Raw genomic sequence first — 12,581 nt, 5'->3', positions numbered from 1 at the left:
AGATGAACGCGAACCTCAATATGGATGTTATAAGGAGTGCCCTTCTGGCCGGTGAAGTCGACGATGCTTATAAGGTGATATTCAATGCCAGAAAGAAGCTAGAACTCTATAAATCGACCACCGGAGATTCCAGATATGACCCTTACTATGAATTCATAAGCATACTCGACGACGTCGTGAGAGGCAGGAGATCCTGGAAGGACTTAAAGGCATACATAGATGGAAACATGGATGCGCTATCTAAATTCATAGACCCTGACTTTCTTAGGAGCTTCCCTTACTATCTGTTCTTCTCGATTGATCGTTATAACGTGAGATTCCCGTACTTCGATGGCAAGAGGTGTGATGACAGATGAGTTTCGAAGAATGCTTTAATCACATAGAGGATGAAGAAGAGGCGGCGGAATGCATTCACTGCCTGAAAAAGCACGGAGAGCAGGTAATGTTCGATGACGATCTCGGGCGCCTGGTTCTAGGCCGTGAAATTTACGACGATCGTTACGTAGAAAAGATGAAGGAACTCACAAAGCTGCTGAGCATAAAAAACCGAAAAGATTACGAGTTCATGGACAGGAAATACAACCTGACCATGTACTAAAATTCATAATTTCAATTTTCCGAATTACATATCCGTTTCAACTTTGAATCCTTTGTTTTTGAATTTCTCGGCTGTTGCCTTTATTACCTTTTTCATGTTCTCATCTATGTCGGAAAATGATACAGACATGAGCTTCTTATCAGCGTTGACAACAACGAATCCGACCGTTTTATCTTCCGGCATGATCTCATCTGTTCTTGCGAACCTTGAGATGAAATCCATCATGACATCGGTGTCGTTTTCATCGATGATATCATAAAGTTCACTGAATGATTCCAGGAACCTATCCATGACAACGCATATTGTGGTTGGATGAGAACCGGCCATCGATATATTGTACATTGCACAGAGCGTCATATTTCCATATTCATTTCTGATATAATTTATTTAATGTGGTTCTTAGAGCTAATTTTGCATATATGCATCCTATTTATCCGTGGTAAGCATGACGATATATGTTCCCGATCATTAGAATGAGAAGGTACAGAAAGGATCAGAATTTCAGGGATCTTTTCTCCGAAACTTCGATCAGGCCGGAGAAGCTGGTTATGCCAATATTTGTTGAAGAGGGCATTTCGAAGCCGGTAGAGATCTCCTCCATGCCGGGAATACTGAGATATCCGCTTGGAGATCTGAAGGCCTATGTGAAACACCTTGAAGACATAGGAGTGAAATCTGTCCTACTGTTCGGCGTTCCATCGCATAAGGATAGTATGGGAAGTGCTGCCTACGACAAGAATGGCGTGATACAGAAGGCCATATCCGTAATCAAAGATAACACGAACATAATAACAATTGCGGATCTTTGTCTATGTGAATACACAGATACAGGGCAATGCGGCCTGTTGAAGGATGGTTATGTGGACAACGACTCAACGCTTGAGGTGTACAGGAAAATAGCGAAAAGCTATGCAGAGGCCGGTGTGGATATAGTCGCCCCTAGCGGTATGATGGATGGGCAGGTATCGGCCATAAGGGATGAACTGGATAATGATGGCTTCGAAAACGTGATGATCATGGCGTACAGTTCCAAGTTCTCATCAAATCTCTATGGCCCATTCAGGGAAGCCGCGGAATCCGCTCCGAAGGTCGGAGACAGAAAGAGCTACCAGATGGATTACAGAAACCAGAGGGAAGCGCTCAGGGAGATCGATCTGGACGTGTACGAGGGTGCAGACATAATAATGGTAAAACCGGCGATTTTCTACCTGGATATCATAGCTAAGGCCAGAGAAAGATTCGATCTGCCGTTGGCTGCGTACAGCGTGAGCGGCGAGTACAATATGATATACAATGCGGTGAAGAACGGGTACCTGTCCGAAGATGCCATACGAGAATCATTAGTTTCCATATTCCGAGCCGGTGCGGATATAGTGATAACGTACTTCACGGAACAGATACTAACGAATTCAAAATGATATTCGTTAAATATTAGCTATGCACAATTCAATACACTTATATTCCTTTCAAGCATCATTTTATGGTGATTTGAATGCCAGTAACATTGGGTCAAAAGGCTCCGGATTTTACCGTGAACACGTCAAAGGGTCCTGTAACCCTGTCCAGCTACAGGGGAAAGTGGGTTCTGCTGTTTTCGCATCCAGGTGATTTCACACCGGTGTGCACAACGGAGTTCATAGCATTTACAGAGAGATACAAGGATTTCCAGGCTCTGGGCGTTGAACTCCTCGGCCTCAGCATCGACAGCGTGTACAGCCATATAGCGTGGATAAGGGACATAAAGGAGCACTTCGGTATTGAAATACCATTCCCGATAATTGCGGACATAGACAAGGAGGTTGCCAGGCAGTACAACCTGATCGATGAGAAGTCCGGCGCAACCGTCAGGGGAGTTTTCATCATCGATCCGAACCAGATAGTCAGGTGGATGATCTACTATCCGGCCGAGACAGGAAGGAACATAGACGAGATAATAAGGGTGATAAAGGCCCTGCAGTTCAACTGGGAACGCAAGCTAGCCACGCCAGCCAACTGGCAGCCCGGGCAGGAGGGAATAGAGGGCGCACCTTCAACGGTTGATGCAAGCCTGAAGAGGGATGGAGAACCGGGTGTGAAGACCTGGTATCTGAAGTTTGTGAAATAAACTCACTCTATCTCTATAAATCTTATTTTTGGCCATCTTTTTTCATCTGGCATTATCTGTATCAAGTAGGAAGATGTTTTGTTCGAAGATACTGCGGCATAACCGTTTACTGAAAATAGATCCAGTGAAATATGGGAAGCAGAGAACATCTTGTCGTAGGTGGTGTCATCGGCCACTATGAAGATCACACCAGTTGTCCTTATATCATCCACGACCTCTATGATCTGGTTCAGGAATTCAGGACCGTAGACGAGGTAGAGATAATCCGATGAGAAGAAGTATATGTAAGGTCCCTTGGACTGGGCAAGTTTAACCTCTATTATTTCTCTGTTTATATCATCCTTGAGCCTAACGCCTTTTAGTGATATGACATATGGATTGATCATATCGGATTTCGAAGTGGTTATGTAGTTATTAAGATACTTGCCTGCAAGGGATTTGAGAAGCACGGTGTACGTTTCGTAGCCACTGGCCGTTACATCGATCACGCCTCGCCCTTGGATTATATTCGTTATTATCAAATTCGTTTTGAACAGAGATACGAAATCGTTGACTGCTGCCCCCTTATCCTTGAGGTGCAGTATTACTATGGAACCTCCAGGTACAGTGTCAGTACCCTCTGGCGTGAGCTTGCCGTATTCGGGATCGCCGAGTGAGACCTGGAACTCAGCCGGATCCGAGATCCTGGCAGGCTCATACTTGGTATCTGGAAAGACAAGGCTGCTCCTCATAACGCTGTTGAACTTTCCACCTGCCAATGAGAACATGTAGCTTGGATATGGCCCGATGGATATGCCCCTCATCTTTTCCAGCGTCAGAGACCGTATGAGCATGTCGTTCTTTATGTTGTAATCAAGGCTCACGACTCCATCTGCGAAGTACTCAAGCCTCTCGTTTTGCTTTGCTTCAAGAATGGAAACGAGATTTGCCCCCGAACCCTCAACGAGATCGTTCTTCAGCATCAGAAAGAGAAAATCCTCAGGTATATTGTATTCCTCCGCGATGGCGTCGATGGAATCCAGGGCTATTATTGGCCTTTCGCCAATGTGAGCGTCAACAAATTCGTAAAGCGAGTGTACTATTGGCACGATCTTCTTCGTATCTATTATCAATCCGTCCTTAAGGAAATCCCCGAATTTCCCCTCCTCAACCATCTTCTCGAACCGGTTCAGGTAGTCCGTCTTGACCTTACTGATCTCGCCCTCACCGCTGAACCGTTCCTTGATCCAGGGATAGGCTTCAGATATGGCAGAATCAGTTGACCTAGATGAAATGTAGTAAACTGGATGATGATCTCTGATCGACGTCAAAAAATCCAAAGTGAAGGTTGTCTTGCCGGAACCCGGCTTGCCCTTAATGACCATTGATTTTCCGAAACGCTGATCGAAAAACTGTTCGAATATATACATGATCGGATCAGTAGCCAAGTTGCATCGACGCCTCCCAGATTATATTATGTCTAACTTTTTTCTATATATTAATTTATTTGCGAATGGTTAAATTTTCCATTTTTTCATAGCGATTTATGCATAAAAATTAGAACAATTTTTTAATAACGAAGGGATACTCATTTATGGCAAGAAAGAAGATTTCTGTAATAGGCGCCGGAAATGTAGGTGCCACAGTCGCACAGTTCTTGGCCGCAAAACAGCTCGGCGATGTTTATCTGTTTGATGTTGTAGATGGAATTCCTGAGGGAAAGGCTCTGGATATTCAGGAGGGAGCTCCACACTGGAGATACGATCTTGATGTGGTGGGTTTCAGTACGAGTGATGAAACCAAGTACAAGAACATGGAGGGCAGCGACGTCATAGTCGTTACGGCTGGACTGGCAAGGAAGCCAGGGATGAGCAGGGACGATCTCTTTGACAAGAACGTGGAGATAATATCTGACGTTTCGAGAAACATAAAGAAATACTCGCCAGATTCAATAATAGTGGTGGTATCAAACCCAGCCGATATAATGGCCTATGCATTGCAGAAGTTTACCGGCATAGATCCATCGAAGATAATGGGTCTCGGCGGATCTCTTGACAGTTCAAGGTTCAGAACCTTTCTCGCAAAGGAATTGAATGTGTCTGTTGAAGACGTTAACGCATTCGTCATTGGGGGACACGGAGATGATATGGTGCCGTTCATACGATACTCCAGCGTTGCCGGCATACCCATAGAGAACCTGCTTTCAAAGGAGAAGATCGATGAGATAGTGAAGAGGACGAGGTTTGGCGGCGGAGAGATCGTGAACTATCTGAAGACAGGCAGCGCTTTCTACGCACCTGGCATATCCATAACCGCGATGGTGGAATCTGTGATCATGGACAAGAAACGCGTCATACCGTGCGCAGCTTACATAACCGGCAAGCATGCGGACCACTACGGAATAAGGGACAAGTTCATAGGCGTGCCGATAAAGATCGGAGAGAAGGGTGTAGAACAGATATACGACATAGACTTCAAGCCGGATGAACTTGAGCTCTGGAAGAAGAGTGTGGCTTCAGTTGAGGCCAGCTCAAAGAAAGTGGACGAGTGGATCGCAAAGCACGCCCACTGATCCATCTATTTTTTTCTTTTTTCAATGTAGTCTTTATAGAAGGTAGGGTATTTTTCGTATTCCAGCGGATCTTCTGAACCAGCCTCCATGAATCCCTTGAGCCTCAGGAGGCATGAATCGCATTCTCCGCATGCCTTTTCCCCTCCCTTATAGCATGACCATGTCTTTTCGTATGGAACGCCTAGCTTCAGGCCCATCCTGATTATGTCGGCTTTTGTCAGATACTGCAAGGGTACATTTATGTGCATGCCCTTCCTGAGCCCTATCTCCGTGCCAAGTGTAAGCGCCTTCTCCATGGCGTTGAAATACTCCGGCCTGCAGTCTGGATACCCACTGTAGTCGATTGCGTTTGCACCGATGAATATGTCCGTTGATCCTATCGATTCAGCGTATGCTGCCGCTATGGATAGAAATATGGTGTTTCTAGCCGGTACGTACGTAACCGGGATCTCTTCAGGTATGGATTCAAGATCCCTTGAAGGAACTTCGATGTCATCGGTGAGCGCACTCTTACCTATGGATCTGAGATCCACATGCACGATCTTTCTGTCAACTCCGTAGTATTTTGCTAGTTCTTCGGAACTGTTCATCTCCCTTGAATGCCTCTGCCCGTAGTCGAATGATATGGCGTGAACTTCGTAGCCAAGAGATATGGCGTATGCTAAAACGGTACTCGAATCTAGGCCCCCAGATAGCAGGACAACTGCCTTCTTCCTCTCCATTTCTAAATCACCATGGCAGGATCATAACGATATGCCCGCTTCAGAATAAACGCCCTGGCCTGGACCCTCTTCGACAGATATCTCGAGCTTCCTTATGTTTTTCTTGAGCCTGAGTTTCTCTCCGACTCTCCTTGCTATATACTCTGATAGCTCTTCACTCGTGGTATTGTGAACATCGCAGAGATAGACAAATTCCCCGGGAATCACCATCCTCTTATTGCTATAATTTATCTCATACTCATCTCTTTCTTCATCATACCTTGCGATGTTGGCTTTCGCAGGCACCAGAAGCTTGTGATCCATCTCGTTTATGACCGATCTTATGGCATTCTTTAATTCGATGAAGTCGATGAGCATACCATCCACCATATCTCCCTCGACGTTGACAATTACGCCGTAGTCATGGCCATGCAGGCGGGAACATTTGAAATGCGAAGGTATAAAGTGTGCAGCGGAAAACCGCATGTTCGTATACCAACCGTTCACAGTCAATCTCATAATACCCTATGGAATAAGGATATATATTATCGATGATTGGAACTGCCACCTATGATTTGATGTATGTTTGTTTATTCGCATTAGTTTCGTATTTTCCTTACTATGCACCGAATCGCAGCGGTGTCATCGGCGTACGCCTTTGGCGTCTACCAGAATTAGATAATGATCGGTATCGTACGGTGAGAGGTCTATTACCTCCCTTATGTTATAAGACGACAGCTGTTCGATCGTCTTCCTCAGTATGGTCTTTGCATCCTCGGTAGAAGCGATGGATCTTGTCTTGAGTACCAGGAAGGCGGATCTTGGTTGAAACTCATCCATGTTTCTCTTGAAAATTGCGATCTGATTTCTTTGGGATATATCTTGGTAGATCACATCGACGTGATCTACGAAAAAACGGTAACGTTCTGGAAGGTTTGCGTCTTCCAGGATAGGATATATATTATCCCGCTGTTCGGCTAGATCAAGGAGCTTTGAAAACGGCTCGTAGGCAACTTCCACTGCATATATCCTCCCCGATGGGGCAATGTCAGAGACATGGCTCACAGTTGTACCGGTTGACGCACCAAGGTAGAGAATGCTGCTGCTTTCGCCTATGGGCATATTGTGGAGGCCTTTTAGTATTGCGGCGGCCAGTTTGCTCCTGTCTGGCCTCCACTCCCTGTAGTTGGCGTGTTCGAATCTTATTATATCCTCTCCATAAACCTTCTTATTCTTTGAAGTCCTGGTATACAGTTTATTTCCAATCCTAAGCATGTTCTTCATTCCGTACAGGTACACGGGCTGCGAAGATTTCCTGCGGATCTTCTCTTGCATTCAGGATTAGCATAGGCTTGCGATATATATAAATTGGCAGTATCCATAGCCAGTGGAATACCGCAAGCACATCGAAACTTCGATCCATCGTTATTCATGGATCTCGGCCAGCTCCTTCAGTCGATTTTTTCCTCGTAATGTCATATGGCATTCCAGTCCTGAGAGATGTGGTTTTTTCAAAGATTAGCGATGCCTTAAATTATTTTTAGAAATTCTACTATTCTTCACTTACACAGGCATAAATTATGTGAACACATTCCCCATTATTTGGCAACCGCAGATGATATACAATCGGGCATTGCCGGCTTTCTTAAGATCCAAGATACCCTGGCATTCGCTCGCTAAAAGATTAATTATTTAGAAGGCATGCTTGAATCATTATGGAATGCGAGATGTGTGGAAAAAAGGTGTCGAAGACCACAAAGATCATGATAGATGGTGCAGTTCTCAACGTCTGCGACGATTGCGCCAAATTTGGAACGCCTGTGATAGAACACAATAAGTTCAAGCCTGTGGATCAAGCTATAAAAGTACAGTTGCCTGAGAGGCCGCAGCCTAGGCCTGTCGCAATCAAGAAGCCCGCAAAAAAGGTGAGCGACGAGGATCTCGATATAGTGGAAGATTACGCTGAACTGGTAAAAAATGCCAGAGAAAGATTGGCCATGTCTCAGGCCGATCTTGCTGCAAAGATCTTCGAGAGGAAAAATGTCATAGCCAGCATAGAAAGAGGCGATCTCATGCCCGATCTCAAAACTGCAAGGAAACTTGAGAAGATACTCGGGATAACGCTGGTGGAAAAGGCATGAGAAGTGTCCATTTGATATATCAAAATTGCTACATAAAGTCAGTCACTGTGTTTCCAGATGCCCGAATCAAGTTATTATTGAAATTAAACGATTTTAACCTTTAATACAGGAAAAGCTTATATAATCGTCTTTTTTATTAGAAATTGGGTAAGCAAGTTGAAAATAGAAATAGGGCAACGAATAGACGTCGAAGTGGAAAGGGAGGATGTTGAGCGAGTCTCAAAGGGTTCGATAATCGCCATATGGTACAACAGGGGTGTACCAATATATGTCGAGCTGTTTGTGAACAAGAGTCTTGTGTATGAGATTCGGAAGATGTTTGCCAACAACAATAGAAAGTCTGCCCTAATTTCTATCACACGGATCTCAAAGTCCAAGTACATTGTTGAGCCCACAGTGGTGGTTCTCAACAAGCAGAGGACTGACCTTACCCCTATGAAATAATTTTTTAATATTTATAAAATCCAATTCTCGTTTTTCTTCCCAATCGATTCGCCTCCCGCATTCTTCTTAGGATCACAGATGTCTTGTATCTTTCACCATAAGCCCTTTCGAGTACTTCCATGACGTCAACAACTACATCTATGCCTATCATGTCGGCTAGCTCCAGCGGCCCCATTGGGAATCCAGCACCCTTCTTCATGGCAGTATCTATGTCTTCTGCAGACGCCACGCCACTATCGAGAAGATCCGAAGCTGAATTTATAAGCGGTATAAGCAGTCTGTTGACTATGAAGCCCTCGCGTTCTTTCGCCATAACCGGCACCATGCCCTCACGGTGGTTCTTCATTCTGGATATCAGAGATACTGCAGTGTTCTTGGCCTCATCTGATGTGTAGAGGGACGGAACAACCTCCACGAGCGGAAGGAGGTATGGAGGATTGAAGAAGTGCAGAATGAGTGCATTTTCAGGCCTTTTCAGGCGCGAGGACATCTCTGTTATGCTCAGCGAGGATGTGTTTGAGGCTATGATTGCATGTTCAGATAGATCAGAAATGTCCGAAAATATCCTGTTCTTAACATCCTGGTTTTCGAAGGCAGCCTCGATGACGAGATCGCATGAAGACAGATCTGAATACTTATCCGTGAGACTTATTCTCTTCAGCATGGCGTTTACATCAACCTGTACTCCGATCTTTTTCCTGATGGCATTCTTCTGATCGTCTGATAGCTTGATTCCATAATTCTCGATCCTAGCTATTTCCTTTTCCGGTTTCTCGTCATTTATCCTCTTCATATCATTCAGTATTTTCTCTATCCCGGAATAGCCGGATCTCGCAAGATCCATGTTCTGATCTTTCATAACTACATTGAAACCGTTGAAGGCGAAAAGCTCAGCTATTGCAGATCCCATTGTTCCAGCACCTATAACCCCTACTGTTTTAATTTCCATGGGGAAATGATCAGGAGATCGGATAAATTACTTCGCTTCAGATACGCATGGACAGGGCATTCCCCCATGAAATGCAAACTTCAGGCATGGATCGTTTCCATTATGATGTATAGATCTTCGCCGTAATTTGTCAATCGAAAATCCATGTTCTCATAGCCAAATTGTACATATGAGGAATGAAAGGACTATAAAACGAAATGATCCGAATTTTCAGCCATCATGGGGTAATTGTGTGACATGTACAAGACAAATTATACTGTCATAGGATAAAAAAGTTTATATATCAAAATTGTGTAATAATCATGTTGAGCAATGGGCTCGAAAAAACTCGACGACATATTGAAGGACGAAATTGGTTCGTCCGATGACATGGATAGGTTAGTCTTTGACGAAGGGAAAAAGGACAGGAGATCAAGGAACAATGCGGGTTCTATCCCTAGGAAATAAGGTGGTTTCCCTTATATTGTTGAGTCCAAGAAGAATCATGGTTAGGCGTTCAAGGCCAAGCCCCCAACCAGCATGTGGGGGCATGCCATATTTAAAAGCATCAACGTAGAACTGAAATGATTTAACATCCAATTTTTTTTCATTGAATCTCTGTATGAGCATTTTTGGATCATGAACCCTCTGTGCCCCTGAGGTAACTTCTATCTCACGATATTGCAGATCGAATGAGTTGGTAAGCCTAGGATCCTCAGACTTTGGCATGGTGTAAAATGGCCTTACAGACGATGGCCATTCAGTAATAAAGTAGAAGCCGCTAAACCTCGATCCTATCGTCCTGAGCTGGTCCGGTGAAAAATCGTCACCGAAGGTGAAATCAATCCCATCTTTCTGCAGGAGATCGATGCATTGTTCATACGTTATCCTTGGAAACGGAGTCTCGGGCACGCTGATGGAGATTCCAAGCGATTCAAAGTCCTCTGCATTTTCCCTTACGGCATTCTCAATGCCGGATCTTATGGCATTCTCCAGCATAGCCATAGCATCATTATGATCCGCAAAGCTCATCTCTATATCTATGGAGGTGAATTCATTGAGATGCCTTGTCGTGTTGTGCTCCTCGGCGCGAAATGCCGGGCCAACTTCAAATACTCGGTCAAAGCCGGCAGACATCAGGACCTCTTTATAGAGCTGTGGGCTCTGGTTGAGGTAGGCATCCTTTTCAAAATAACGGACGGGGAATAGATCAGATCCACCTTCAGTTGCGGCGGCCACTATCTTCGGAGTATGCACCTCTATGAACTTTTGGCTATGGAGATACTGCCTTATGCCCCATAGAAGTGCGCTTTCTATGCGAAAAATTGCAGAGATGTTCCTCTTCCTCAGATCCATAAATCTACTGTTGAGTCTGGTTTCAAGATCGGCCTGGACCGGATCAACAACCGGAAGGGGTAATGGCGCCTCTGCTTCATTTACAATGGATATTGAAGTTCCACTTATTTCAATACCGGCCTTACTTATGCTCTTTTTATTCACGGATCCATCGACACGGACAATGCTCTCTCTGTTTATTCTCTTTATTATGTCCAGAGTGGCCTCATCGTTCTTGAATGTTGCCTGTATTGTACCGGTATTATCTCTGATCATGAGAAATGAGATATTTTTCATTATCCTGGCTTCCTGCATCCAGCCATATACGACAACTTTCGCGCCATCCTCGTGATCCCTAAGGGTGTCTATATAGGTTCTGGGCATAGCCGTTTATTGCAATAGCCATATTAAATTATCTCAGATTTGCAATTTGAGTTTGCTGGCATTTTTCTGTACATCATCAGCCAAAATTCGAACAGTCTAACATGCGCAGTACGATAATACGAAAATTAATCAAAGTCATGCTTAATGGTTCGATAGATGTCCATTGATTACGATAATCGTAATTGCCATTCGTTGAAATAAATTAAATGATTGTTCAAATAAAAATACATTAGGAGTGAAATAATTTGTCTTGTCATCAATGCAAAAAGTTAAAATATTTATCTATACAGCGCCTTTCTCTGTACTTATAACTTTTGGTATAAAATAATTGCGAATTAAATTTTCATGATGTTGTTTGCAGAATCTTGAAATAATGCTCTTAAATGGTATGAGTGTATATTATTAAGGAGTAACTAAAAATAAAAAATGTTTAAATACATCCAATGATGTAGAGGCGTTATAGTGATAAGATGACTGTTGAAGGGGAAACACCGAAGCGTTGTCCTGAATGCAATTCTGAACACCTAATAAGGGATTATGAACACGGCGAGCTCATCTGTGCAGACTGTGGAGCTGTTATTGAGGATGCCTACATCGATCAGGGGCCAGAGTGGAGGGCATTCGACTCAGACCAGGACGAACGGAGAGCGAGAACCGGATCACCCATGACCTACCTGAGCCATGATAAGGGCCTCGCCACGGAGATATCCTGGTCGAATAAGGATTATTATGGAAAGAGGATCCCGCACAAAAATAGGGCACAGATATACCGTGTTAGAAAATGGCATCAGAGAATACGTGTTTCCAATGCTGCGGAGAGGAATCTGTCCCTTGCACTTCAGCTCTTGAACGATATCGGTGCGAAATTGGGCATTCCGAAGGACATCAAGGAAACGGCAGCTTTGATATACAGAAAGGCGGTAGAGAAGAACCTCATCAGAGGAAGGAGCATTGAGAGCATAGTATGTGCATCCATATATGCTGCTTGCAGGAAGGTTAACATACCTCGTACTCTTGATGAGATTTCGAAGGCATCTGAGGTAAACAAGAAAAAGATCGGAAAAGCGTATAGGCATCTTGCTAAGGAACTTGATCTGAACCTGAAGCCAACAACCCCGTTCTCTTACATTTCCCAGTTCTGCAACAAGCTCGATCTTGACAAGCAGGCAATAGTGATAAGTGAGGATATAGTAAGGCAGGCCATGTCCATGGGCATTTCCTCCGGAAAAGGTCCAACAGGCATAGCTGCGGCCGCGATTTACATAGCTTCTGTGAAGGTCGGAAAACCCAGGACACAGAAGGAAATAGCAAGGATTTCAGGTGTTACCGAAGTGACAATAAGGAACAGATACAAGGAGATAAGCAAGGCGCTTAACATCTCTATATCGGAATAGG

General features: G+C 44.2%; 15 protein-coding genes. 8 read left to right on the top strand and 7 right to left on the bottom strand.

The annotated features are described in order from the left end of the window. Positions 1 to 2 precede the first annotated feature (2 nt). On the top strand, positions 3 to 356 hold the full coding sequence (locus tag TA_RS04950) for a hypothetical protein (protein ID WP_010901369.1): 354 nt from the start codon (positions 3 to 5) through the stop codon (positions 354 to 356). Then, positions 353 to 598 (top strand): hypothetical protein, encoded by a 246-nt coding sequence (locus TA_RS04945; protein WP_010901368.1) that lies wholly within the window; start codon positions 353 to 355, stop codon positions 596 to 598. The genes TA_RS04950 and TA_RS04945 overlap by 4 nt, the downstream gene beginning before the upstream one ends. Before the next feature lie 24 nt (positions 599 to 622). Here the strand turns inward: TA_RS04945 and TA_RS04940 are convergent, their stop codons facing one another. Then, the gene (locus TA_RS04940; protein WP_010901367.1) at positions 623 to 955 is read right to left on the bottom strand and encodes a TA0956 family protein; all 333 of its coding nucleotides are present in this window, start codon (positions 953 to 955) and stop codon (positions 623 to 625) included. 98 nt (positions 956 to 1,053) lie between these two features. Here TA_RS04940 and hemB point away from each other — a divergent pair, with 98 nt between their 5' ends. Together hemB and TA_RS04930 are read left to right on the top strand one after the other, a co-directional pair. Then, positions 1,054 to 2,016, top strand: coding sequence for a porphobilinogen synthase (gene hemB, locus TA_RS04935; RefSeq protein ID WP_010901366.1), 963 nt, complete (start codon positions 1,054 to 1,056; stop codon positions 2,014 to 2,016). Positions 2,017 to 2,090: 74 nt separating this feature from the next. Further along, complete coding sequence (locus tag TA_RS04930) at positions 2,091 to 2,702, top strand: peroxiredoxin (protein WP_010901365.1); 612 nt, start codon at positions 2,091 to 2,093, stop codon at positions 2,700 to 2,702. Between the two features lie 2 nt (positions 2,703 to 2,704). On the opposite strand, the gene TA_RS04925 is transcribed toward TA_RS04930, so the two are convergent. Beyond that, a complete protein-coding gene (locus TA_RS04925; protein ID WP_241761809.1) occupies positions 2,705 to 4,111 on the bottom strand; it encodes a gas vesicle protein GvpD basic region 2 domain-containing protein in 1,407 nt (468 codons plus the stop codon). A 164-nt stretch (positions 4,112 to 4,275) separates the two neighbouring features. On the opposite strand from TA_RS04925, the gene mdh reads away from it, so the two are divergent. Beyond that, positions 4,276 to 5,253 carry a malate dehydrogenase gene (gene mdh, locus TA_RS04920; RefSeq protein WP_010901363.1) on the top strand — a complete coding sequence of 326 codons (978 nt, stop codon included), beginning with the start codon at positions 4,276 to 4,278 and terminating at the stop codon, positions 5,251 to 5,253. Between the two features lie 5 nt (positions 5,254 to 5,258). On the opposite strand, the gene queC is transcribed toward mdh, so the two are convergent. From queC to TA_RS04905, 3 genes are all read right to left on the bottom strand, one after another. Next, positions 5,259 to 5,975 carry a 7-cyano-7-deazaguanine synthase QueC gene (queC, locus tag TA_RS04915; protein ID WP_010901362.1) on the bottom strand — a complete coding sequence of 239 codons (717 nt, stop codon included), beginning with the start codon at positions 5,973 to 5,975 and terminating at the stop codon, positions 5,259 to 5,261. Between the two features lie 21 nt (positions 5,976 to 5,996). Beyond that, complete coding sequence (locus TA_RS04910) at positions 5,997 to 6,461, bottom strand: 6-pyruvoyl trahydropterin synthase family protein (protein WP_010901361.1); 465 nt, start codon at positions 6,459 to 6,461, stop codon at positions 5,997 to 5,999. A gap of 135 nt (positions 6,462 to 6,596) precedes the next feature. Further along, positions 6,597 to 7,289, bottom strand: coding sequence for a fibrillarin-like rRNA/tRNA 2'-O-methyltransferase (locus TA_RS04905; protein ID WP_010901360.1), 693 nt, complete (start codon positions 7,287 to 7,289; stop codon positions 6,597 to 6,599). A gap of 380 nt (positions 7,290 to 7,669) precedes the next feature. On the opposite strand from TA_RS04905, the gene TA_RS04900 reads away from it, so the two are divergent. Together TA_RS04900 and TA_RS04895 are read left to right on the top strand one after the other, a co-directional pair. Further along, positions 7,670 to 8,095, top strand: coding sequence for a multiprotein bridging factor aMBF1 (locus TA_RS04900; RefSeq protein WP_010901359.1), 426 nt, complete (start codon positions 7,670 to 7,672; stop codon positions 8,093 to 8,095). Between the two features lie 192 nt (positions 8,096 to 8,287). Further along, positions 8,288 to 8,539, top strand: a complete 252-nt coding sequence (locus TA_RS04895; protein WP_241761808.1) for a hypothetical protein — start codon at positions 8,288 to 8,290, stop codon at positions 8,537 to 8,539. 4 nt (positions 8,540 to 8,543) lie between these two features. Here TA_RS04895 and TA_RS04890 read toward each other — a convergent pair whose 3' ends face one another. Together TA_RS04890 and aspS are read right to left on the bottom strand one after the other, a co-directional pair. Further along, positions 8,544 to 9,488: a 3-hydroxyacyl-CoA dehydrogenase family protein gene (locus TA_RS04890; RefSeq protein WP_010901357.1), complete on the bottom strand. Its 945-nt coding sequence runs from the start codon at positions 9,486 to 9,488 to the stop codon at positions 8,544 to 8,546. Between the two features lie 411 nt (positions 9,489 to 9,899). Then, positions 9,900 to 11,186 carry an aspartate--tRNA(Asn) ligase gene (aspS, locus tag TA_RS04885; RefSeq protein WP_010901356.1) on the bottom strand — a complete coding sequence of 429 codons (1,287 nt, stop codon included), beginning with the start codon at positions 11,184 to 11,186 and terminating at the stop codon, positions 9,900 to 9,902. A 470-nt stretch (positions 11,187 to 11,656) separates the two neighbouring features. On the opposite strand from aspS, the gene TA_RS04880 reads away from it, so the two are divergent. Next, positions 11,657 to 12,580 carry a transcription initiation factor IIB gene (locus TA_RS04880; RefSeq protein WP_010901355.1) on the top strand — a complete coding sequence of 308 codons (924 nt, stop codon included), beginning with the start codon at positions 11,657 to 11,659 and terminating at the stop codon, positions 12,578 to 12,580. Position 12,581: the final 1 nt, after the last annotated feature.

The sequence above is a fragment of the Thermoplasma acidophilum DSM 1728 genome (assembly GCF_000195915.1).
Taxonomy (GTDB): domain Archaea; phylum Thermoplasmatota; class Thermoplasmata; order Thermoplasmatales; family Thermoplasmataceae; genus Thermoplasma; species Thermoplasma acidophilum.
The sequence above is the reverse complement of the archived record's forward strand: the minus strand, read 5'-3'. Positions and strand labels throughout refer to the sequence as shown.

Coding starts and splice junctions, on each gene's coding strand:
- aspS (WP_010901356.1), bottom strand. CDS start 11,186: ATGCCCAGAACCTATATAGACACCCTTAGGGATCACGAGGATGGCGCG.
- TA_RS04880 (WP_010901355.1), top strand. CDS start 11,657: ATGACTGTTGAAGGGGAAACACCGAAGCGTTGTCCTGAATGCAATTCT.
- TA_RS04945 (WP_010901368.1), top strand. CDS start 353: ATGAGTTTCGAAGAATGCTTTAATCACATAGAGGATGAAGAAGAGGCG.
- hemB (WP_010901366.1), top strand. CDS start 1,054: ATGTTCCCGATCATTAGAATGAGAAGGTACAGAAAGGATCAGAATTTC.
- TA_RS04950 (WP_010901369.1), top strand. CDS start 3: ATGAACGCGAACCTCAATATGGATGTTATAAGGAGTGCCCTTCTGGCC.
- TA_RS04930 (WP_010901365.1), top strand. CDS start 2,091: ATGCCAGTAACATTGGGTCAAAAGGCTCCGGATTTTACCGTGAACACG.
- TA_RS04890 (WP_010901357.1), bottom strand. CDS start 9,488: ATGGAAATTAAAACAGTAGGGGTTATAGGTGCTGGAACAATGGGATCT.
- TA_RS04900 (WP_010901359.1), top strand. CDS start 7,670: ATGGAATGCGAGATGTGTGGAAAAAAGGTGTCGAAGACCACAAAGATC.
- queC (WP_010901362.1), bottom strand. CDS start 5,975: ATGGAGAGGAAGAAGGCAGTTGTCCTGCTATCTGGGGGCCTAGATTCG.
- TA_RS04940 (WP_010901367.1), bottom strand. CDS start 955: ATGACGCTCTGTGCAATGTACAATATATCGATGGCCGGTTCTCATCCA.
- TA_RS04905 (WP_010901360.1), bottom strand. CDS start 7,289: ATGCAAGAGAAGATCCGCAGGAAATCTTCGCAGCCCGTGTACCTGTAC.
- TA_RS04925 (WP_241761809.1), bottom strand. CDS start 4,111: ATGTATATATTCGAACAGTTTTTCGATCAGCGTTTCGGAAAATCAATG.
- mdh (WP_010901363.1), top strand. CDS start 4,276: ATGGCAAGAAAGAAGATTTCTGTAATAGGCGCCGGAAATGTAGGTGCC.